We start from the raw sequence: 20273 nt of genomic DNA, 5'->3' as shown, positions 1-20273 counted from the left end.
CGGCCTCAGCCGAAGGCCAGCGCCCCGGCGAGCAGTGCGAGGCCGACCGCGAGCCACGCGGCGTAGTCGCCGATCAGGCCGCTGTGCAGGGCCTCCAGCGCCCGCGTCGGCGCGGTTTGCGTCGCCTGGACCGGCCGGACGACCAGACCCGGCAGGCGCTGGCGGAACAGGGCGTAGCCGGCGATCAGGAGCGCCGCGGCGACGGAGGCCAAGGGCAGCCACGCCGGCCCCTCGGCCAGGGGGCCGCCCTGGGGTCGGTGCATGAAGGCCGCCGCGGCGGCGCCCGCGTGCTCCGAGACCAGCCCCGGCGGCGCGATCATGTCGAGCGCCAGAAGGACGCAGCACGGGGCGAGCATCAGCCAGAGCGGGCGGTTGGCCTTCTCGCGCTCCGCCTCGCTCGGCGCCCCGGCCTCGTCGCCCGGATCCTCGCCCAATCCCAAAAAAATCCGGCCGGCGGCGCGGAGCACCGCGGCCCCGGTGAGGGCGGCGCCGATCGCGGTCGCGGCGAGCGCTGCCGTGTAGCCGGCCTCCGCCAGCGCCCCCTGGACGAGGCGGGTGCCCTGATCGAGCAGGCCGACCGGCAGGCCGCAGAGCAGCAGCCCGGCGATCCCCATCGCGATCCCCGCCGGACCGATCCCGCGCCCGAGACCGCGCAGGGCGATCTCGTCGATGCCCGCGCGGGTGGCGAGCAGGATGCCCGCGATCATGAACAGCGCGCCCTTCACGAGGCCGTGGCCGACGACGTAGACGAGCAGGCCGCCGGTGCCGCCCAGCGACAGGGCGCCGATGCCCGTGAGCATGATCCCGGCATGCGAGATGGTGGAGAAGGCCAGCATCCGCTTGAGATGGCGCTGGAGCAGCGCCATCCAGCCGCCGAGCAGCGCCGTGGCGGAGCCCAGCCCGATCCCCAGCAGCGGCACCGCGCCCTGCACCTGCTCCGATCCGCCGAACACGACCGGCGTCAGCTTGGCGAGGCCGAACAGCCCGAGCGAGACCATCGCCCCCGAGAAGATCACCGAGACCGGGCTCGGCGCCACGGCGTGGGCGTCGGCGAGCCAGAACTGGAACGGCACGATCGCCGCCTTGATCATCAGCGCCGCCGCCACGAGGCAGAACCCGCCGGCCACCACCGGATCGCGCCCGGCCCCGGCCAAGGCGGCGGCGATGCCCTCGAAGTCGAGCGTCCCGGCGCGGGCGTAGAGCAGGCCGATGCCGCCGAGCATCAGGAACCCGGCGAGGCTGTTGACCACCGTGAAGTTGATCGCGCCGATGATCGCGGATTCCCCGAGGTGGTAGGCGGTGAGCGCGAAGGCCGCGACGCTCATCACCTCGAACCACACGAACAGGTTGAACATATCGCGGGTGAAGCAGAACCCGACCATCGCCGCGAGGAACAGCAGCATCAGGATCTGGAAGTGCCCGTGGGTGCGGCCGAAGAAGCCCCAGGCGAAGACGAAGACGAGCGCGTAGAGCAGCCCGACGAAGGCGGCGATCCAGCCGCTCGCGGCATCGACCGCGAAGCCGATGCCGAGATGGACCCCGTCGCGCGGCTCCCAGCCGCCGAACCAGTAGACCAGCGGCCCGTCGGCGGCGCGGGCGGCGATGAGCGCGCACAGCCCCGAGACGCACAGCGCGGTGAGGCCCGCGAGGATGTCGGGGACCCGCCCCGGCAGCAGGTGGGCGGTGGCCAGCATCGCCGCGCAGACGGCGAGCGGGATCGCCACGGGCAGCGGCAGCAGCGCGGGCCCGACGAGGGAGACGAGGGTCACGGCGCGGCCTTCGATCCGGAAGTCGGTGCGGAGTCCGGCGTCCTGCCCCCGCGCATCGGCCGCAGCGTCTCGGGGTCGAGGCTGCCGCCGCGCTTGTAGACCTGCACGGTGAGGACGAGGAGCAGGGCGGTCAGCGTCGCGCCGACGACGATGTCGGTGAGCACCAGCGCCTGCACCACGGGATCGACGGCGGGGGTGCCGGGCGGGTGGTCGTAGAAGATCGGCGCGACCGAACCCCAGCGGTAGCCGAGCCCGAGCAGCAGCGCGTAGGTCGCCGACTGGCACACCGACAGGCAGCCGACGAGGTGGATGAGGTTGCGGCTCGACGCGATGCCGTAGAGGCCGACCGCGAACAGCCACGCGGCGACCGCGTAGGGCAGGACGTCCATGGCGTGGCTCACGCGGAATCCTCCCCCGGCTCCTCGGGCCCGTCGGCCGCGCGGGTCTCCTCCATGAATTCGAGGAAGAGCTGCGTGAAGCCGCCCGTCACCGCGAGCGCGACGCCGAGATTCTCCACCAGCATCAGGCCGCCGGAGAACAGGTCGCGGAAGGTCCCGAGCGGCAGCACGTTCTGCAGGAAGGCGGCGCCCACGAGCATCGGCACCAGCCCGCACAGGGCGAAGAGCAGGGCGCCCCCGCCCTCCATCGCGTCGAGCCAGTGGCTGCGCACCGCGTCGCGCCAGCCGACATAGCCCTCGCCGAGGTAGACCAGCAGGGTGGCGGAGGCGAGGATCACCCCGCCCTGGAAGCCTCCGCCGGGGGTGACGGTGGCGTGCAGCACCACGTAGAGCCCGAACAGGGCGGTGAGCACGCCGGCGACGCGGCAGGCCAGCACCACCGCCTCGGTCTGGGGCCGCACCGCGCGGCCGGGCCGCCGCATCGCCCGGTCGGTCATGCCCTCGCCGCGGCGCCCGCGCAGCAGCACGACGGTGCCGGTGATGGCGGCGAGCAGCATGAACTCCTCGCCCAGCGTGTCGAGGCCGCGCAGGTCGAAGTTGATGGCGCTGACCATGTTGGCGACGTGGCGCTCCCCCGGCACCAGGGCGTTGATCCGCGCGCCGTACTCGGCGATCCGCGACCCGAAGGCCGGCAGGCCACCGAGCGTCGCGGCCGCCCCGGGCAGGAGGGCGAGGCCGGCGGCCGCCAGCAGGGCGAGGCGGGCGCGGGGGCTCACGCCTCGTCCCCGCCGGAACCCGCTTCCGGCCGGCCGGCGCGGACCGCCATCAGCGCCACGAGGAACAGCAGCGGCACCGCGGCGACGCCGACCGCGAGTTCCGACAGGGCGACGTCCGGGGCCTGGAGCGCGGTGAACAGCAGGGTCAGCACGAGGCCGTTGGCCGCGATGGCGAAGATCTGCCGCCCGGGATCGCGCACCAGCACCACCGCCGTGCCCGAGGCGGCGGTGAGCAGGAACAGGACGGCGAGCAGCGCGCTCACGCCTCGCGGCCCTCGCGCATCAGCACCGCCCGGCCCGCGGCGTGCGACAGCACCGCGCCCCAGGCGACGAGCAGGAGGGCGATCAGCAGGATCTTGAGGGAGCGCACCGAGATCCCGTCGGCGACGAAGGCGGCGACGGCGACCGGGGCGGCCACGGCGACGTTGAGGAAGGCCGCCGCGTGCAGCCGGTCGAGGGCGCGAGGCAGCCGCAGCAGCGCCAGCGAGGCGAGCCACGCGGCGGCGACCGCGAGGCCGAGCACGAGCCACAGCAGCGGGCCGGCGAGCGCGCTCATATCCAGCGCTCCAGGAAGACCGCGAGCAGCAGCGTGCCCGGCAGGTTGAGCAGGACCAGGGTCAGGGCGAGGTCGATCAGCGAGGCCTGATCGCTGGCGAAGGTGAACAGCGTCAGGATCGCCACCGTCACGGTGGTGGCCACCTGGAAGGCGGCGAAGCGCTGGCCCGGCCGCCCCCGCCACGCGAGCGCGGTGGCCAGCGCCAGCGGCGGCAGCAGGGCGAGCATCGCGGCCGTCCAGACGCTCACGCCGCTTCTCCGGCGAGGTTGTCCCCGGTCAGGACGTGGCACATCACCTGCCCGTGCTCCGTGTCGAGATGCATCACGTAGCTGTCGGGGGCGAGGGAGGCGCCGAGCAGGCCGAAGGCGCGCACCGCCGGCGCCTCGGGCCCCTCGGCCCGCGTCCAGGGGATCCCGGCGGCGGTCCGGCGCTCGACCGTCCCGAGATCGCGTCCGTCGACCAGGGCGCGGGCGAGGCGGGCGCCGACCCGCAGCGTCCGGCGCGGCAGTCCGAGGGCGGCCTCCGCCAGCGGGCGCAGGGCCGGCAGCGCGACGCGGAAGCTCAGGCCGCCGCGCCGGGCCGCGCGGTCCCACCACAGGGTGCCGAGGCTCGCGCAGACGGCGCCGGCCAGCGCCTCGTTCAGGCTGACGGAGCCGGCGAACAGGAGGTAGACGGCGGCGAGCACGATCCAGACCGCGGCGCGGTGCAGGATTCGGCTTCCCGTGCTCTGATCCATCGGCGGCGATCCCGGCGGGAGCGATCGGGCGAACGTAGCGGTATCGCGCGCGGGTTCAACGGCTGCGAAGAGCGAATCCCCGACATCAGAAAAAAAACCTGGAACCGACGGCCGAACCGCCCATTTTGCCCAGGCGACCGCCGTCGGCGGTGAAACCGCGAGATCCCGCCCGTGCCCTTCCGATTTTCCGCGCTCCCGACGCTCGTCCTCGTCGGGCTCCTCGCCACGCCGGCCCTGGCTCAGGACAAGACGGTCACCGGCCAGAACACGATCGTGCCGGGCACCGGACCGGGCACGTCGCCGGACGGGACGGGCGGCGGCGGACTGATGTGGGCGCCGAGCGCCGAGGACGCGGCCAGGCGCCAGGGACTGAAGCCCGTGACGTTCCTCGCCTCGAAGATGATCGGCGTCGAGGTGCGCAACCCGGCCGGCGACAGCGTCGGCAAGATCGAAGACCTGCTGATCGGCGACGGCAACGTGCTGAAGGCGGTGGTGATCGATGTCGGCGGCTTCCTCGGCGTCGGCTCCCGGCAGATCGCGGTCGAGCCGTCGGCGCTGGTGCTGAGGCCGGGCGGCGACCGCTTCGCGGCCGTGCTCAACATGGGCAAGGACACGATCGCGGCGGCGGCCACCTTCAAGCCGGACCAGGTGCTCAAGACCCCGTAGGCGGCTCCGTGCCGGGGGACGGCCGTCAGGCCCCCCCGAGCAGGGCGACGAGACCGTAGACCCCGAGCCCGCCGACCACCACGGCGACCGCCGCCATCAGCACGCGCTGCGGCAGGATCCGGCTGAACCAGCCGGCGAAGGGGGCCGCGAGCGCGCCGCCGACGATCAGGCCGAGGACGATGCGCCCGTAGGCGGCGAGATCCAGGGTCGCCAGGAAGGTCGCCGAGATCGCGGCCGTCACCAGGAACTCGCTGACGCTGCCCGAGCCGATCGCGTGGCGCGCCCGCTCCCCCTGCGCGACGAGGGTCGAGGTGACGACCGGCCCCCAGCCGCCGCCGCCGATCGCGTCGAGGAAGCCGCCCGCGGCGCCCACCGGCGCCACGCCGAGCCTGCGCAGGCCCTCGGCGGTGGATCCGGTGAACAGGCGCCACGCGATCACCCCGGTGATCGCCAGCAGGTAGAGGCTGACGAAGGGGCGCACGGCCTCCCCGGGCAGGCCGGTCAGCACGTAGGCGCCCAGCACCCCGCCGACGACGCCCGCCCCCGCCAGCCGGCGCACGAGGCGCCAGTCGACGTTGCGGTGCCACAGGTGCGACCCCGCGGCGAGCCCGGTGGTGACCACCTCCGCGGCGTGGACGCTGGCGCTCGCAGCCGCCGGCGGGACCCCGGCGGCCAGCAGCGCGGAGGTGCAGATCAGCCCGTAGGCCATGCCGAGGGCACCGTCGACGAGCTGCGCCGCGAAGCCCAGGGCGACGAAGATCGCGAAGCTCGGCTCCGGCATCCGCCCGTATCCCCCCGATCGATGCGGCTCAAGCCTTCCGCCGCGCCGCCTCCTCGGCCTCGGTGCCGGGCCGCTCCATCGGTCCCTCCGCCCGCGGCCGTACCGCGCCGGTCCGGGTGTCCTGCGGGGAGCGGGCGAGCCCCTCGCCCGCGGATCCTTCGTCGCGCTCCCGCTGCGCCTGCGTGTCCTTCGGCTCGTCGGGCATCGTCTCTCCTCGCGTCGCGACAGGGGCAACCGCCGGGGGGCGCCGCGGTTCGCGCGCCCTTGATCGATGCATCCGCACGCCCAGAGCGCGCTCAGCCGAGGTGGACGCCGGCTCGGCGCGAGAGCGCGCGTCAAAACAAAGGCTTAGAGCCGTGCACGATTGCAACGCGATCGGGAACGGCTCTAAGCTCAGCCGGTGCCAGTTGGGCGCGAGGAGGATGAGCGATGCACGTCACGATCGAGCAGGCCGAGGCCGCAATCCGGGCCGCGCGGGAGAAGGCCACCGAGATCGGCACGCAGATGTGCATCGCGATCGTCGATTCGGGCGGCAACCTCAAGGCGTTCCACCGCATGGATGACGCCTGGGTGGGCTCGATCGACATCGCGGAGAAGAAGGCCAAGACGGCGGTGTTCTTCGGGATGAAGACCGGCCAGATCGGCCAGCTCTCCCAGCCCGGCGGGCCGCTCTACGGGATCGAGCACTCGAACGGGGGGCTGATCACCTTTCCCGGCGGCATCCCGATCGTCGACGCGGACGGGGTGATGTCGGGGGCGATCGGCGTCAGCGGCTCCACGGTCGAGAACGACCACACGGTGGCCGAGGCCGGCGCCCGGGCGATCGGCCAGACCGAGTTGCCGGCGCATCCCTGGCGGACCTGATCCGGCCCCGGACCGATCGTCCGACGGGCCGTTCCGTCTGATCCATGTGATTTCGACGGGCGGCTAGGCCGCGCACCCTGCGTGGGCCGGACGCGCACCGGCCGGCTTGGCGACGGGACCGCCCGATCTCGCGTCCGGCCGGTGGGGACGTCCCGCGATTCCGAAGAGGGAGTGTGCGCATGCCGGACATCGCCGTGAGATCGCCCGACTTCTGGGAGGGCGTGGCCGAGCACGTGACCGCGAAGGTCAAGCCGGTGCTGCGGCAGGGCGGGCAGGCCCGCGCGCCGATCATCGCCTACCTGCGCGATCTGGAGGCGGTGGCGCGGCGCGAGTGCGACAGCCGCGCCGCGATCCAGGTGATCGCCTCCGGGCGCCACGTCCTCGGCGACCGCAGCGCGGTCGGCCCCGCGGACGGCCCCTTCGCGCGGACCTGACCGGGGCGGTCCTCAGTCGGTCTCGCGTCCCCAGGCGCGCAGATCCTCCACGAACAGGTCCGGCGCCTCCATCGCCGCGAAGTGGCCGCCGCGGGGCATGTCGCGCCAGCGCGTGAGCGCGTAGCCGCGCGCCACCCATTCCCGCGGCGGACTCGGCGAGCGCGGGTCCGGGTAGGCGGAGAACGCGGTCGGCACGGTGACGCGGGCGCCCGGCGGCATCCGCCGCACCCCCTCGGCCTGCGCCCCGGCGTAGTACCACGTGGCGGTCGCGAAGGTGTCGGTCAGGATGTAGAGGAGCGCGTTGGTCAGCAGCCGGTCCCGGGAGAAGACCTTCGCGAAGGGCCGCTCGCGCAGATCCGCCCAGTCGTGGAAGCGCTCGACCAGCCACGCGAGTTGCGCCACCGGCGCGTCGGCCATGGCGTAGCCGAGCGACAGCGGCTTCGAGCCCTGGAGCTGCGCGTAGGCGCCGAGCCGGCGCTGCGTGTCCTCCGACGCGCGCCGCCACGCGCGCTCGGCCTCCGTCTCGGGCTCGGCGTCGGGCTGCACCAGCAGGAGGTTCAGGTGGATCGCCTGGAGGGAGGCGGGGTGGTCGAGGCCGAGCCACGCCGCCACGCCCGCGCCCCAGTCGCCGCCCTGCGCCCGGTAGCGCCCGTAGCCCAGGGTCTCGCGCATCAGCCGGTCGAACAGCCGCGCGGTGGTGCGCGGGCCGATCGGCGTCCGGGGCTTGCCCGAGAAGCCGAAGCCCGGGAGCGCCGGGATCACGAGGTCGAAGGCGTCCTCCGCCCGGCCGCCGTGGCGGGAGGGGAAGGCCAGCGGCTCGATCACCCCCCAGAACTCGTAGACCGAACCCGGCCAGCCGTGGCTGAGGAGCAGCGGCCGCCGTCCCTCCGCCTCGCCGACCACGTGGACCACGTGCAGGTCGAGATCCTCGACCCGGGCGAGGCCCTGCGGGTAGCGGTTGAGCTCGGCCGCCGCGGCGGCCTCGTCGAAATCCTCGCACCAGTAGGCGCACAGCTCGGCCAGGACATCCGGGTCGCAGCCGTAGCGCCAGCCGGCCCCCTCGGGCAGGCGCGGCGGCCGGTAGGCCCGCACCGCCTCCCGCACCCGCGCCAACCGCTCCGGATCCCACGCCACGCTGAACGGCCGCATGCCCGAACCCTCCGCCCCGCGGCAACGCCGGCCAACGGCGGAGGGCTCCCGCCCGACGGGCGACGGAGGGCTCGCGCCAGACGGGTTGCCGGGACGGGCCCTCTCTCGCGGGACCGCCATCCCCATCGGAGACGCGCGCCCTAATCATGGGCGGAGCCGAGGGGACCGCCATGCTGCTCTACGACCACCCGCTCTCGTCCTACGCGCAGAAGATCCGGATCGCCCTGCGCGAGAAGGGCGTGCCGTTCACCGCCGAACTGCCCGAGAGCTTCGGCACCGGCCGGAGCGACGGGCCGTTCGCCGCCGCCAACCCGCGCGCCGAGGTGCCGGTGCTGATCGACGGCGACGCGACGATCTTCGAGTCGACGATCATCCTCGAATACATCGAGGAGCGCTGGCCCGAGCCGCCGCTGCTGCCGCGCGACCCCGCCGCCCGCGCCTTCGCCCGGGTGACGGAGGAGGTGTGCGACACCCAGTACGAGGCGGTGAACTGGGGCTTCGGCGAGATCCTGTGGTTCCGCCGCGCCACCGGCGAACTCGCCGACCGGATGCGGGCGCAGGCGGCCGCGCAGACCCGGGTGTTGCAGGACTGGCTGGCGCACCGGCTCGGGGACGCGGACTGGTTCGGCGGCGCGCGCTTCGGCTGGGCGGACGCCGCCGCCGCGCCGCTGGTCAACCGCTCGGTGCATTACGGGCTGGGGCCCGCGGCCGGCAGCGCGCTGGCCGCGTGGCACGCGCGGGTGCGCGAGCGTCCGTCGGTGGCGGCCACCTTCGCCGAGTTCGAGGCCGCCGCCGCGCGGATGGCGGCGGCCTCCGACCACTACACCAGCGGCGGCCGGCGCCGGGAATACCGCGACCATCGGCTCGAATGGATGATCAAGTCCGGCGGCGTCGAGGTCGTGCTCGCCGGCCTGCGCGACGGCAACATCCGCTTCCCGTGGCCCGGCGGGGCGTGAGGCCGCGGACCGGAACACCGGCGGGGGCGCCCGGTTGACCGGGCATCTCCCCCGACGATGGACCGCGCCGCATGACCAGCGACCCGCTGCACAAATACCCGCGCCCGCCCTTCGAGGCGCAGCCGCAGAGCTTCCCCGGCAAGACCCCGCGGATGAAGCCGGAACCGGACCACGGCGAGGCGAGCTACAAGGGCTCCGGCAAGCTGACCGGCAAGGCGGCGCTGATCACCGGCGGCGATTCCGGCATCGGCCGCGCGGTCGCCATCGCCTACGCCCGCGAGGGCGCCGACGTGGCCATCGCCTACCTGCCCGAGGAGCAGGCGGATGCCGAGGCGGTGGGCGGCTGGATCGAGAAGGCCGGCCGGCGCGCCCTGCTCCTGCCGGGCGACCTCAAGGATTCCGCCCACGCCCGCGGCGCGGTGGCGCGCACCGCCGCCACCTTCGGGCGGCTCGACGTGGTGGTCAACAACGGCGCCTTCCAGCAGCCCAACCGGGACCTGGCGGACATCGAGGACGCGGTGTTCGAGGACCACTTCCGGGTCAACGTGTTCGGCGCGTTCTACGTGACCAAGGCGGCGCTGGCGCACCTGAAGCCCGGCGGCTCGGTGATCTTCACCTCCTCGGTGAACTCCAAGCACCCGATGCCGACGCTGCTCGCCTACAGCGCCACCAAGGGCGCGCTGAGCAACCTCGTGCTGAGCCTCGCCCAGTTGCTCGCCGAGAAGGGCGTGCGCGTGAACGGCGTGCTGCCGGGCCCGATCTGGACGCCGTTCATCCCCGCCGGGATGAGCCAGGACGCGGTGACGTCGTTCGGCAGCCAAGTGCCGTTCGGGCGCCCCGGCCAGCCGGCGGAGCTGGCCTCGTCCTACGTGATGCTGGCCTCCGACGAGAGCAGCTACACCTCCGGGGCCCTGATCACGGTGGCCGGCGCGATGCCCGTCCTCTGACGGGTCGGGCGCGGGCGGGACCCCTCCCGGCCGCGCCCCTCAGGGCACGCGTTCGAGGGTGCCGAGGCCGTCGGCGTCCAGGGGCTCGACCGTCATCGTCCGGGCCCTGCCGTCGTGGCCGACGGCGAAGCGGATGGCGGAGGGCGTGTCGGGGACCTCCGCATCGGGGAAGTAGACGAAGAGATCGCGGTCGAAGTGGCGCAGCGGGTAGGTCCGCGCGCCGTCGGGGCCCAGCGACACGGTCAGGACCCCGTTCGCCGCGCGCACCGCGGCCGGCCCGACATAGGCGTTGGCGTACTGGCCCGCATAGGCCGCGAGGGGGAGCGGCGGCGTCGCGTCGGCCGGAGGAGCCGCGTAGGCGGCCTTGCTCGCGGCGATGGCCGGCGCGAACAGGGCTTCGTAGGCGGTGCCCCACGCCGTCACCCAGTCCCGGCCGACCCGTCCGTCGAAGGCGAGATCCGCGAGGCTGTCGGCGAGGCCTTCCGGCACCCCCGACGGGAAGGCGTTGGTCAACACGACGATGCCGAGCCTGGACGCCGGGTGGAGCGACACGAGCGTCTGCGCGCCGACGCTGAACGCGCCGGCATGGCCCCAGACGAGGCCGTGGCGGCCGTACTCGACGTTCCAGCCGAGCCCGTAGAAGGCGGCGGCCCCGGTCACGGGATTGCTGCCGCGCGCCATCAGCGGCACGTGCGTCTCGGCCAGCGCCGAAGCCCCGACGACGCGGCGCCCCTCGAACGTCCCGTTCCCGAGTTCGAGCCGCACCCACCGGGCGAGATCGCTGACGTTCGCGCTGACGCCGCCGGCCGGCGCCTGCGCGTCGGGATCCCGCTCGAGCTTGGCCGCCCACGCGCCGCCGGCCCTGACGTGCAGCGCCGCGCGGTCCGCGCGGGTCAGGAAGTCGGCGTAGGTCGTGCTCGTGGCGGTCATCCCCAGCGGATCGAACAGCTTGTCCCGGGCGATGGCCTCCCAGGACTTGCCGGTCGGCCGCGCGGCCGCGAGCGCGCCCTCCGTGAAGCCGAAATTGCTGTAGGAATAGCCCGCCCGGAAGCTGGAGGCCGGCGGGACCAGCCGCAACCTGCGCAGGATCGCCGCGCGGCCGTAACCGATGGCTTCGAGGTCGTTGCCGGCGTTGCCCGGCAGGCCGCTGCGGTGGTTGAGGAGGTCCCGCACGGTGACCTGCGCCGTCGGGTAGGCGTCGTGAAGCTGGAAGGGCGGGTCGAGATCCGCGATCCGGGAATCGAAGCCGAGGATCCCGTCGCCGACGAGGGCGGCCACGACGGTCGAGGTCACCGCCTTCGACAGGGAGGCGATCTGGAACACGGTCTCCGCCCCGACGCGCTCGGGCTTGCCGACCGCCCTCAGGCCGTAGCCCTTGAGCAGCATGACCTCGTCCTCGAACACCACCGCGACCGCGAGGCCCGGCACCGCCCCGGCCTCGATCGCCCGCTGCGCCAGCGCGTCGAGGGCGGGCAGCGCCGCCGCGACCCGTTCGCGCGTGAGCGCCTGGGCCGTCGCGACGTCCGGTCCGATCATCGCCAGACCGAGCAGCATGAAACCGGCCAGCGCACACGCCTGCCCGGGCCGCCGGCCCGACCGCCATCGCCGCATGCGCCCCTCACCCCCATCGGCCCGGCCCGGGAATGGCCGGCGCCGCCGATGCGCGGGAGGCTACCAGTTCCGAACCCGGCGGCAAGCCGGACGGGGTCACTTCTGCACCAGCTTGCAGCCGCCCTGGTCGATCGGGCGGATGATCTCGGCGGCCGGCAGGCGCCGCACGATCGTCAGCAGGTCCCAGGGGCCCTTCACCTCGGACGGCTTCTTCATCTCGGCCAGGAACAGATCCTTCATCAGCCGCCCGTCCGCGCGCAGCATCGCGCCCTCCGCGAAGAAGTCGTTCACCGGCGACGCGCGCATCGCCTTCATCACCGCGCCCGCGTCGTCGGTGCCCGCCGCCGCCACGCTGCGCAAGTAGTGCAGGGTGGCGCTGTAGGTGCCCGCCTGGATCTGCGAGGGCATCGCCCCGCCCATCTCGGCCTGGAAGCGCTTGGCGAAGTTCCGGCTCGCCGCGTCCCTGTCCCAGTAATAGCCGGTCAGGAACTGGAGGCCCTGGCCGCGCTCCGGACCGATCGCCTTCGCGGTCTGGATGTAGAAGATCAGTGCCGCCAGCTTCTGCCCGCCCTGCGTGATCCCGAACTCGCCCGCCTGCTTGATCGCGTTGGCGGTATCGCCGGCGGCGTTGGCGAGCCCGATCACCTTCGCGCCCGAGGCCTGCGCCTGCAACAGGTAGGAGGAGAAGTCGCTCGAGCTGATCGGATGGCGGACGGAGCCGAGGACCTTGCCGCCGAGCTCGCCGACGATGCGCGTCATCTGGGCCTGCATCGAGTGGCCGAACGCGTAGTCGGCCGTCACGAAGAACCACGTGTCGGCGCCCTCTCCGACCAGGGCGCGGGACATGCCGTTGGCCAGCGTGTAGGTGTCGTACAACCACAGCGCGCCGTTGGGCGAACAGGCCGAGCCGTACAGGTCGGCGTGGGCGGAGCCGACATGCAGGACGATCCTGTTCGCGTCCCGCGCGACCTCCTGCACGGCGAGGCTCACGGCCGAGTGCGTGATATCGATGATCGCGTCGACGCCGTCGCGCCCGAACATCTCGCGCGCGACGCTCGCCCCGACATCCACCTTGGCCTGGTGGTCGGCGACGACGAGCTCGATCGGGCGGCCGAGGACCGTCTTTCCGAAATCCTCGATGGCCAGCTTGGCGGCCACCGCCGAGCCCTTGCCGGCGATGTCGGAGTAGATCGAACTCTGGTCGGTCAGGACGCCGACCTTGAGCTTGTCGCCCGACAGTTGCGCCCATGCCGGCGCGATCTGACAGAGGCCGACGACCGCCACCGCGGCCCGCAGCCATGCCCGCTTCCGCATCGCATCCTACCCCGTTCCCGTCCCCGTCGTTCGGGCGGCGCCCGGCCCGCGCGCCTGCCCCGGCGACGGTCGAGGACAGGTGTCGCCCCCACCCTGCCCGGACCTTCCTGGTGCCGTGACAGGGATGCTATCGAGATCGGCGGCCGGAGGGGCGCAGGGCGATGACCGGATCCGTCACGATGCGTGACGCCCTCGACCCGGTCCGCCGAGAGGCTCCATCGGAAAGAGAGCGGAATGGTCCCGACGCGCTCCTCAGGCGGGCGTGGCCGGACCACAACCAATTAATTCACATACAATACTCTGAGTTGCTTCCGCGCGCACTGACCAGCACCGGACCGATTCTGACTTTGATGCCGGTTAATCTCTATCCGATGCCGTGCTCCGAAGCAAACGGCGCGCGGCCATCGGATGTGCCGCCGCGCCCCTGCCGAGAGGACGACGCCGTTGCTCGAGACTCGTGAGGACGGCGCGACGGCCGGCGCGGCTGCGGCGGGGGATGCAGGCGCGGACGATTCCGTCGCCGCGATCGCGCGGCGGCTCGACGGCCTGCGGGTCACGCGGCTCCACGCGGCGATCCTGGCGGTCTGCACCCTCGGCCTGTTCACGGATATCGCCGAGGTCGCCCTCAGCAACGCGCTGGCGGCGATCTTCGTGGCGCCGCCCCACAGCGTGCCCCGGGGCGACCTGTCCCTGCTCCTGGCCTCGGTCTTCGCCGGCGGGGCGGTGGGCGCGCCGGTCTTCGGCATGCTGGGCGACCGGTTCGGGCGCCGGTACGCCCTCCAGGCCGCCCTCCTGCTGATGGCGGCCGGGTCGCTCGCCGCCGCCCTGAGCCCCGGCCTCGCGTCCCTGACGGCGGCGCGCGCCGTCTCCGGCTTCGCGATCGGCGGATTCCCGCCGCTGATGGCGACCTATCTCGCCGAGGTGATGCCGCCGCGGCGGCGGGGCGCCCTGCTGCTGGTCTGTGCCGGGACCGGCTTCCTCGGCGGCTCGGCCGTGCTCCTGCTGGTCCGGGCGCTCGCCCCCGCGGGCCCCCTCGGGATCGAGCCCTGGCGCTGGGCCCTCCTCCTCGGGACGGCCCTGGCCGGCCTGGGCGCCGCGCTGTTCGCCCGGTTGCCGGAATCGCCCCGGTGGCTCGCCGCGGCCGGGCGCCCCGTCGAGGCCGACCGCGCCTGTCGCCGGTTCGAGACGGCGGCCAAGACAGCGGCGGCCAAGACAGGGGCGGCCAAGACAGCGGCGGCCAAGACAGGGGCGGCCATGACCGCGCCGGCCGCCGCGCCGGGGCTGCCGGCGCGGGCGGGCTTCCGGGCGCTCCTCGCCGAGCCGCTTCAAGTGCGCAGGACCGCGCTGTTCGTCGCCCTCCACACGCTCGCCCCCTGGGCCACGATCGGCTTCCCGCTGCTCAGCGCGGTCGTGATGGTCGAGAAGGGGTTCAGGGTCGACCAATCCCTGCTGTTCGCCGCCCTGTCGATGCTCGGCCCGCCGCTCGGTACCCTGCTCACCGCCCTCGTGGTCGACCGGCTGGAACGGCGCGCCTGCCTCACGGTCCTCGCCGGGACGATGGCGGCCCTGGGCATGGCCTTCGCCGCGAGCGGCGGCTACGTCACCCTGATCCTCGTCGGCACCGCGTTCAACACGGCGGCCGCGGCCTACGGCAGCATCCTCGGCATCTACGCGACGGAGGTCATGCCCACGCCCCTGCGCGCCTCGGCCCTGACCTGCGCCTGGGCCGGCGGCCGGGTCGCCGCGGCCCTGGCGCCGGTCGTCCTGCTGCCCGTCCTGGCCGCCTACGGGCCGCACGCCATGTTCGCGGTGATCACCGCCGTCCTGGCGGCCAGCGGCGCCCTCCTGCTCGGCGGGCCGCGCGGCCTGTCCGGCAAGGCGGTGGCGTAGGGCGCGGCGCGCGACGGCGCGTCCCACCGCGCCCCGAACCCGGGCCCACCGAACTTCGGCATCCCGAACCTGGGCGCGCCCGGACGGCTTGAGGCCCGCCCCCCGATCGTGAGACCATCGATCCGATGATGCCATCCCGTCGATCTGGACCGCGATGCAGCGACCGGACCCGCGGGCCCGGCAGGACCCGCCGGGCAGGACGGGAGGCCGACGCGTGACCAGCCCGGTGATCGTTCCGAGCCTGATCGAGACGACGCGCCACATCGAGCCGGGGCGCGCCTTCGAGTTCTGGCGCTGCACGGCGCTGGCCCGGTTCGGCGACGTCGGGCCCCGGCGCCCGCGCGAGCCGTTCTCGGCCAAGCGCCTCACCGTCGCGACGGCCGACTGGCTGCTGACGCACACGGTCAGCAGCCCGGTCGAGCTGGCGTTCCGGGCCCGCCACGTCGACCGGAACGCGCCCGAGATGGTGGTGATCGGCCTGGGGCTCGACGGGGTCGGGTATCAGGAGCAGCAGGGACACGGCGCGCAGCTCGGCGCCGGCGACATCAGCTTCCTGTTGCGGGGCCGGCCGTTCCTCGCGGGCACCCAGAGCGACTACGCGGAGATCCGGCTCGCCGTCCCGCGGGAGACCTTCCAGGCGCGGGTCGGCGGCGTCGACGCCCTCGCGGGCCGCAGCATCGGCGCGCAGCCCGCGAGCGCGGCGTTCGCGGCCTGCCTGAGGACGGTCGCCGCGTCGGTCGCCTGGATGTCGGAGAGCGAGGCGCAGGCCGCGGTGGACGGCGCGCTGCACCTGCTGGGCCGCCTCGTCGGCGACGCGGCCGGGCGGCCGGACGCGGACCTCTCGCAAGCGGCGGTCGCCTCGCTCGCCCGCGCGCACATCGCCCGCCGGATGCACGATCCGGACCTCAACCCGGGCGACATCCACGTCGCCCTCGGCGTGTCGCGGGCCCGCCTGTACCGGGCCTTCGCGGAGAGCGGCGGGATCGCGGCGGCGATCCGCGACGCGCGCCTCGACCTCGCGCGCCGCCGGCTGGAGGCGCCGAAGGACGACCGGCTGAGGATCGCGACGATCGCCTACGGGTGCGGCTTCACCGACGTGCCGACGTTCAACCGCGGGTTCCGCAAGCGCTTCGGCCTCTCGCCGCGCGACCTGCGGGCGGGTCGCGCCTGACTGCCGCCTCCTCGCCCGGCCTAGCGCATCGTCCTGGATATCGGATCCAGGACGATGCGCTAGGCCTCTGTTTTTGCATCATCTTTTCCGAAAGCCGGTGACCACCTTTCGGGACGATGCCCTATTTCAGGTGGTAGGCGATGCCCGCGACCAAAGCCTTCTCCTCGGTGTTGATGGTGCGGCGCGGGTCGCCGCCGAACTTGTTGTGCCAGTACTGGAACCCGGCGAACACCTCGACCCGGTTGGGCGTGTCGGCGACCAGCGCCCCGAGATCGAGGACGAGGTTGGTCTGCGAGACGAATTCGAGTTGCGTGTCGTTCTCGTTGATGCCGCCGTAGCGGCCCTTGGGCAGGATGATGGTGTTGAACCCGGCCAGGGACAGCGGCAGGCCGGTGAAGGCCAGCGGTATGCTGTAGGTGATCTCGAATTCCGGGGTCATCTTGTACTCGACGCTGCGGAAGTGCGCGTAGTCGAAGCCCGGGACCCGGCCGTAGATCGAGCCGTTCCCGGCGAAGCCGTTGCGCGAGAACTCCTTGTAAGCCTGGACCTTCAGGTTCACGAACCCGACCGGCACGTCGAAGGCGAAGCTGAGGCCGAAGGTGCCGGCGCGCTTCTCGGAATCGAAGGCGGTGTTCTTGGTGTTGACGTCGGCCCCGAACGACAGGCCGACATCCCTCACGAAGCCGGGGATCGCCAGCGCCGCGGTGTCGAAGATCCGGTTCAGGCTCAGGACGCCCCGGTAGATCAGGTAGAGCTCGGTGGCGCCGTAATCCTTGAACGGGCGCAGCTTGTCGCCGGCCGGGTCCTGGGATCCGGACCGGAGGATGTCGAGGGAGAGGAGGTTCGTGCCGTAGGCCCAGGTGTTGGCGTGGAACAGGTTGACGACGTTCTTCGGCACCGCGCGGGGCGCGAAGCCGCCGGTCGCCGTGCCGTCGGACCGCCTCACGAACAGACCGGGCTCCGCCGAGGGCCCCTGGAACCGGTAGCTGACGACCGTGTCGGTGAAGCTGAAGACCGAGGGCGGGGGCGCCGCCGCGACGGTCGCGGCCGCCACGGCGACCTCGGTCTCCCGCGCGGCGGCCCCGGCCGGCTGCGGCCGCGCGGCGTGCGGGCGCCGGCCGTGGACCTTGCCGGGCAGAGGCGGCGTCGCCGCCGCGGGATACGGCAGCGCCGCCGCCCGGGCGGCCCCGACCAGCCCGGCTCCCGGGCAGGCCCCGACCGTCAGGGCCGCCGCCACGAGCAGGCCGATACGGAGCACCGCTATGCGCATCGCGCGATCATCCCGCCGACCCCTTCCGCGCCGCCCGGACGCCCGGCACCGCGATGTTCCGGATGACGGCCGCCCGACGCGAGGCCGGCGCGCGGCCCGCGAGCCCGGCGCGCCGCCGGATCCGCCCGTCAGAACAGCTTCCAGAACGCGAGGATCATCGCCGCGTAGGCCGCGACCATCAGACCCGCGCCCAGCAGATCGGCGCGGACCCGTCCGCCCGGGGCCGGCGCCAGCCACCAGCCGAGCCGGCTGGCGGTCCAGGGCACGAGGTGCGCGGTGAGGAACACGCTGAAGACGTTGCCGATGAACAGCGCCACCGGGAAATCCAGCTTCAGCACGCCCGACAGGATCGGCGCTCCGATGAGCAGCCCCCACAGGAACACGGTCGGGTAGAGCGTCAGGATGACGATCATGTTCATCTTCCACGCCGCGGGCGCGGGGGCCCCCGCCGGCGTGGCGTCCCGGAACCACTGCTCGAAGCCGCTCTGCACCGTCCGGGTGTGGAACTCCGCCGTGAGCGGCGCCGCCTCCTCGATCAGCGCCTGCCGCTCCGGCGCGTCGAGCCACGCGCGCAGGTTGGTCTCGCTGTCGAAGCGCAGGATCGCGACGAAGTCCTCCTGGACCCCCGGGACGGCCGGCTCGAAGCGGTAGCCTTGCAGCCCGGGGGCCCGCGACTGGGCGGCCGCCGCCTTCTGCTCCCACTTCAGGTACGCCGCCTCCATCCCCGGCTTCACCCGGGTGCTGATCACCGCGGAGACCGGGGCGGTCCGGGCGGCGCTGGCGGCGTCGTTGACGATGTGGACGTCGTCGCGCCCGACCAGCATCGCGGCCGCGCCCTCGATGCGGGCCTGCCGCTCGGGAGAACTCAGCCAGCGCTGCGCATCTTCCAGGCTGAGGAAGCGCTGAAGGATCACCCAGTCGACCTGGAGCGGCGGCTGCGGCGGCATCAGCCGCTGCTCGATGAAGCCCGGGAAGCCGGCGATCACCGCGCCGGTCCCGCCCTGCCACTGGGCGAACGCGTCGGCGCTCTCCGGCCGGACGGAAGTCTGCGTCACGATGCTGACGCTGGCCGCGGGCGCGCTCATGGGGCGGCGCGCGTCTCGAACAGGCGGTCGGGGGCGAACGGCGCATCGGCCCCCGTCTGCGGCCCGAAGAACGGTCGCGTGCCCCCCGCCGGCCAGGCGCAGCCGGGATGCCCGTCGCCGGTCTCTTCCAGCGAGGCCGGCCGTCTGACGTCGGTGACCGTCGAAAGGCTCATCGCGCGCCGTCGAACCTCGCGGAACTCGCCATGATCATCGTCGAACCCGTCGCCTCGCCGGATGAAGGACCTCGTGACGCGCATCCCCGATGACCGCGCGCCGTCCCGGTCGCGCGCGGAGGCCGCCCGGTCCGGTCGGCGCTCCGCGCGATGTCAGTCGTCGGGATCGAACGGATCGATCTTCCCCGGGGTTTGACAATTATTGACAAATCATTAATTGCCATCGACCAAGTAGACGGCAACATACGGGCGCGGTCAAGATCCGGACAGGTCGCGAAGGGCACTGTATTGTATACGGCGAACCAGCACTATAACCGCGCATTTCCGCGTGTTGCGTGCGTCGCGCCGGATCACCGGCGGTCGTTTGCAATCGTTTCACCCGGCTGAGGCGCGCGTTCAGGGCGCTGCACACACGGCCGTGAAACGGATCGACAAGAAAAAACGCTGGGGATCCGGCGCCGCGCGGCCGCGCGGCAGGGGTGCGCTCCGTCCGTGAGCGTGCCGGATCGGCGAGAGGGTGCGCCGGGAGGCGGGCTGCGTGCCCCGCGGCGACGATGCCGTCCGGGGCCCGGTCCGAGGATGCGGGGCGGGCGTCGACGGGCGGGCCCGGATCTCGTTCCGACGCCCGCCATCCTCACAGCGGCCGGCCCCAGTGCCTCCACCGGCGGCGCGATCCGTCACCACCGCCGGCCGATGCCGTTCCTGCGCCCCCCGCGACGGCGGGGCGGCGGGCGTCCGCCGGACGCGCCAATTCCGACGATCGGTCGGGATCGGCGCCGCCCGGTCTCAGGCCGCGGCGGCCGGGGTCGCGCGGGCCTCGATCGCGGCGCGCACGACCGCCTCGACCTCGGCCCGGCGCGGGCCCGCCAGCGGCCGGCGCGGCGCCCGCACGTGCTCGGTGGAGCCGATCGCGATGGCCTCGGCGAGCTTGATGTTCTGGACGAGGTATGTCGACACGTCGAGGTCGAGCAGCGGCCGGAACCAGCGGTAGATCGCCAGCGCCTCGTCGTAGCGGCCGGCCTTCATCAGCCGGTAGATCGCCACCGTCTCCTCCGGGAAGGCGCAGACGAGGCCCGCGACCCAGCCGCAGGCGCCGACCGCCAGCGCCTCGAAGGCGAGGTTGTCGACGCCGGTGAGCACGGCGTAGCGGTCGCCGAGGCGGTTGATGATCTCGGTGGTGCGGCGGATGTCGTCGGAGGATTCCTTGATCGCCACGAAGCGAGCGTCGGCGGCCAAGTCCTCCATGATCTCCGGCGTCACGTCGACCCGGTAGGCGACGCGGTTGGAGTAGATCATCACCGGCAGGTCGCCGGCGGCCGCCACCGCGCGCAGGGTCGCGACCGTCTCGGCCGGGTCGGTGTGGTAAATCGGGCTCGGCACCACCATCAGGCCGGAAGCCCCGGCCTTGGCCGCCTTGGCGGCCAGCGCGCAGGCCTCGCGGGTGCCGGCCTCCGAGACGGTCATCAGCACCGGCTTGCCCTGCGCCGCCGCTTGCGCGCGCTTCAGGACCTCGACGCGCTCGTCCTGCGACAGCATCGGGCCCTCGCCGAGCGAGCCGCAGACGATGAGGCCGTCGCAGCCGGCCTGCATCTGGAGGCCGAAGCAGCGCTCCATCTCGGCGTGGTCGAGGCTGCCGTCGGCGTTGAACTTGGTCGTGACGGCGGGGATGACACCGGTCCACATGGCTGTTGGTCCTTGATCGTGTGCGTGACGCGTTGGGGCCGACT

General features: G+C 73.4%; 23 protein-coding genes. 7 read left to right on the top strand and 16 right to left on the bottom strand.

Annotated elements, in window-relative coordinates:
* Positions 1–5: 5 nt before the first annotated feature.
* From Q8W71_RS16300 to Q8W71_RS16270, 7 genes are read right to left on the bottom strand one after another with little or no spacing between them, the layout of a single operon-like run.
* On the bottom strand, positions 6–1769 hold the full coding sequence (locus Q8W71_RS16300) for a complex I subunit 5 family protein (RefSeq protein ID WP_305526440.1): 1764 nt from the start codon (positions 1767–1769) through the stop codon (positions 6–8).
* A complete protein-coding gene (locus Q8W71_RS16295) occupies positions 1766–2170 on the bottom strand; it encodes a sodium:proton antiporter (protein WP_305526439.1) in 405 nt (134 codons plus the stop codon). The genes Q8W71_RS16300 and Q8W71_RS16295 overlap by 4 nt, the downstream gene beginning before the upstream one ends.
* Positions 2167–2943, bottom strand: coding sequence for an MnhB domain-containing protein (locus Q8W71_RS16290; protein WP_305526438.1), 777 nt, complete (start codon positions 2941–2943; stop codon positions 2167–2169). The genes Q8W71_RS16295 and Q8W71_RS16290 overlap by 4 nt, the downstream gene beginning before the upstream one ends.
* Positions 2940–3206, bottom strand: a complete 267-nt coding sequence (locus Q8W71_RS16285) for a Na(+)/H(+) antiporter subunit B (protein ID WP_305526437.1) — start codon at positions 3204–3206, stop codon at positions 2940–2942. The genes Q8W71_RS16290 and Q8W71_RS16285 overlap by 4 nt, the downstream gene beginning before the upstream one ends.
* A complete protein-coding gene (locus tag Q8W71_RS16280; protein WP_305526436.1) occupies positions 3203–3499 on the bottom strand; it encodes a monovalent cation/H(+) antiporter subunit G in 297 nt (98 codons plus the stop codon). Before Q8W71_RS16280 ends, Q8W71_RS16285 begins: the two co-directional genes overlap by 4 nt.
* Positions 3496–3747 (bottom strand): monovalent cation/H+ antiporter complex subunit F, encoded by a 252-nt coding sequence (locus Q8W71_RS16275; protein ID WP_305526435.1) that lies wholly within the window; start codon positions 3745–3747, stop codon positions 3496–3498. The genes Q8W71_RS16280 and Q8W71_RS16275 overlap by 4 nt, the downstream gene beginning before the upstream one ends.
* The gene (locus tag Q8W71_RS16270) at positions 3744–4235 is read right to left on the bottom strand and encodes a hypothetical protein (protein ID WP_305526434.1); all 492 of its coding nucleotides are present in this window, start codon (positions 4233–4235) and stop codon (positions 3744–3746) included. The genes Q8W71_RS16275 and Q8W71_RS16270 overlap by 4 nt, the downstream gene beginning before the upstream one ends.
* Positions 4236–4406: 171 nt before the next feature.
* On the opposite strand from Q8W71_RS16270, the gene Q8W71_RS16265 reads away from it, so the two are divergent.
* Positions 4407–4901, top strand: a complete 495-nt coding sequence (locus tag Q8W71_RS16265) for a PRC-barrel domain-containing protein (protein ID WP_305526433.1) — start codon at positions 4407–4409, stop codon at positions 4899–4901.
* Between the two features lie 25 nt (positions 4902–4926).
* Here the strand turns inward: Q8W71_RS16265 and Q8W71_RS16260 are convergent, their stop codons facing one another.
* Both Q8W71_RS16260 and Q8W71_RS16255 read right to left on the bottom strand, forming a co-directional pair.
* Complete coding sequence (locus Q8W71_RS16260; RefSeq protein WP_305526432.1) at positions 4927–5682, bottom strand: sulfite exporter TauE/SafE family protein; 756 nt, start codon at positions 5680–5682, stop codon at positions 4927–4929.
* Positions 5683–5710: 28 nt separating this feature from the next.
* Positions 5711–5887 (bottom strand): hypothetical protein, encoded by a 177-nt coding sequence (locus tag Q8W71_RS16255; RefSeq protein WP_305526431.1) that lies wholly within the window; start codon positions 5885–5887, stop codon positions 5711–5713.
* A gap of 224 nt (positions 5888–6111) precedes the next feature.
* On the opposite strand from Q8W71_RS16255, the gene Q8W71_RS16250 reads away from it, so the two are divergent.
* Complete coding sequence (locus tag Q8W71_RS16250; protein WP_305526430.1) at positions 6112–6546, top strand: GlcG/HbpS family heme-binding protein; 435 nt, start codon at positions 6112–6114, stop codon at positions 6544–6546.
* Between the two features lie 179 nt (positions 6547–6725).
* Complete coding sequence (locus Q8W71_RS16245) at positions 6726–6980, top strand: hypothetical protein (RefSeq protein ID WP_305526429.1); 255 nt, start codon at positions 6726–6728, stop codon at positions 6978–6980.
* A gap of 12 nt (positions 6981–6992) precedes the next feature.
* Here the strand turns inward: Q8W71_RS16245 and Q8W71_RS16240 are convergent, their stop codons facing one another.
* Positions 6993–8129, bottom strand: a complete 1137-nt coding sequence (locus Q8W71_RS16240; protein WP_305526428.1) for an epoxide hydrolase family protein — start codon at positions 8127–8129, stop codon at positions 6993–6995.
* A gap of 146 nt (positions 8130–8275) precedes the next feature.
* On the opposite strand from Q8W71_RS16240, the gene Q8W71_RS16235 reads away from it, so the two are divergent.
* Together Q8W71_RS16235 and Q8W71_RS16230 are read left to right on the top strand one after the other, a co-directional pair.
* Positions 8276–9085: a glutathione S-transferase family protein gene (locus tag Q8W71_RS16235; RefSeq protein ID WP_305526427.1), complete on the top strand. Its 810-nt coding sequence runs from the start codon at positions 8276–8278 to the stop codon at positions 9083–9085.
* Between the two features lie 71 nt (positions 9086–9156).
* A complete protein-coding gene (locus tag Q8W71_RS16230) occupies positions 9157–10032 on the top strand; it encodes an SDR family oxidoreductase (protein WP_305526426.1) in 876 nt (291 codons plus the stop codon).
* Between the two features lie 39 nt (positions 10033–10071).
* On the opposite strand, the gene Q8W71_RS16225 is transcribed toward Q8W71_RS16230, so the two are convergent.
* Both Q8W71_RS16225 and Q8W71_RS16220 read right to left on the bottom strand, forming a co-directional pair.
* Complete coding sequence (locus Q8W71_RS16225) at positions 10072–11586, bottom strand: serine hydrolase (protein WP_305526425.1); 1515 nt, start codon at positions 11584–11586, stop codon at positions 10072–10074.
* Positions 11587–11739: 153 nt separating this feature from the next.
* On the bottom strand, positions 11740–12957 hold the full coding sequence (locus Q8W71_RS16220; protein ID WP_305526424.1) for an ABC transporter substrate-binding protein: 1218 nt from the start codon (positions 12955–12957) through the stop codon (positions 11740–11742).
* Positions 12958–13401: 444 nt separating this feature from the next.
* On the opposite strand from Q8W71_RS16220, the gene Q8W71_RS16215 reads away from it, so the two are divergent.
* Both Q8W71_RS16215 and Q8W71_RS16210 read left to right on the top strand, forming a co-directional pair.
* Complete coding sequence (locus Q8W71_RS16215) at positions 13402–14847, top strand: MFS transporter (RefSeq protein ID WP_305526423.1); 1446 nt, start codon at positions 13402–13404, stop codon at positions 14845–14847.
* Positions 14848–15061: 214 nt separating this feature from the next.
* The gene (locus Q8W71_RS16210) at positions 15062–16018 is read left to right on the top strand and encodes a helix-turn-helix domain-containing protein (protein WP_305526422.1); all 957 of its coding nucleotides are present in this window, start codon (positions 15062–15064) and stop codon (positions 16016–16018) included.
* Between the two features lie 121 nt (positions 16019–16139).
* On the opposite strand, the gene Q8W71_RS16205 is transcribed toward Q8W71_RS16210, so the two are convergent.
* The 4 genes from Q8W71_RS16205 to Q8W71_RS16190 all read right to left on the bottom strand — a co-directional run bounded on the left by Q8W71_RS16205 (position 16140) and on the right by Q8W71_RS16190 (position 20229).
* Complete coding sequence (locus Q8W71_RS16205; RefSeq protein WP_305526421.1) at positions 16140–17288, bottom strand: hypothetical protein; 1149 nt, start codon at positions 17286–17288, stop codon at positions 16140–16142.
* Positions 17289–17416: 128 nt separating this feature from the next.
* Complete coding sequence (locus Q8W71_RS16200; RefSeq protein ID WP_305526420.1) at positions 17417–18373, bottom strand: antibiotic biosynthesis monooxygenase; 957 nt, start codon at positions 18371–18373, stop codon at positions 17417–17419.
* The gene (locus Q8W71_RS16195) at positions 18370–18546 is read right to left on the bottom strand and encodes a hypothetical protein (protein ID WP_305526419.1); all 177 of its coding nucleotides are present in this window, start codon (positions 18544–18546) and stop codon (positions 18370–18372) included. Before Q8W71_RS16195 ends, Q8W71_RS16200 begins: the two co-directional genes overlap by 4 nt.
* A gap of 786 nt (positions 18547–19332) precedes the next feature.
* Entirely contained in the window at positions 19333–20229 is an 897-nt protein-coding gene (locus tag Q8W71_RS16190; protein WP_305526418.1) for a dihydrodipicolinate synthase family protein, read from the bottom strand.
* Positions 20230–20273 lie beyond the last annotated feature (44 nt).

The organism is Methylobacterium amylolyticum, from assembly GCF_030700245.1.
Taxonomy (GTDB): domain Bacteria; phylum Pseudomonadota; class Alphaproteobacteria; order Rhizobiales; family Beijerinckiaceae; genus Methylobacterium.
Note: the sequence above shows the minus strand (reverse complement) of the source record. Positions and strands in the feature narration are given on the sequence as shown.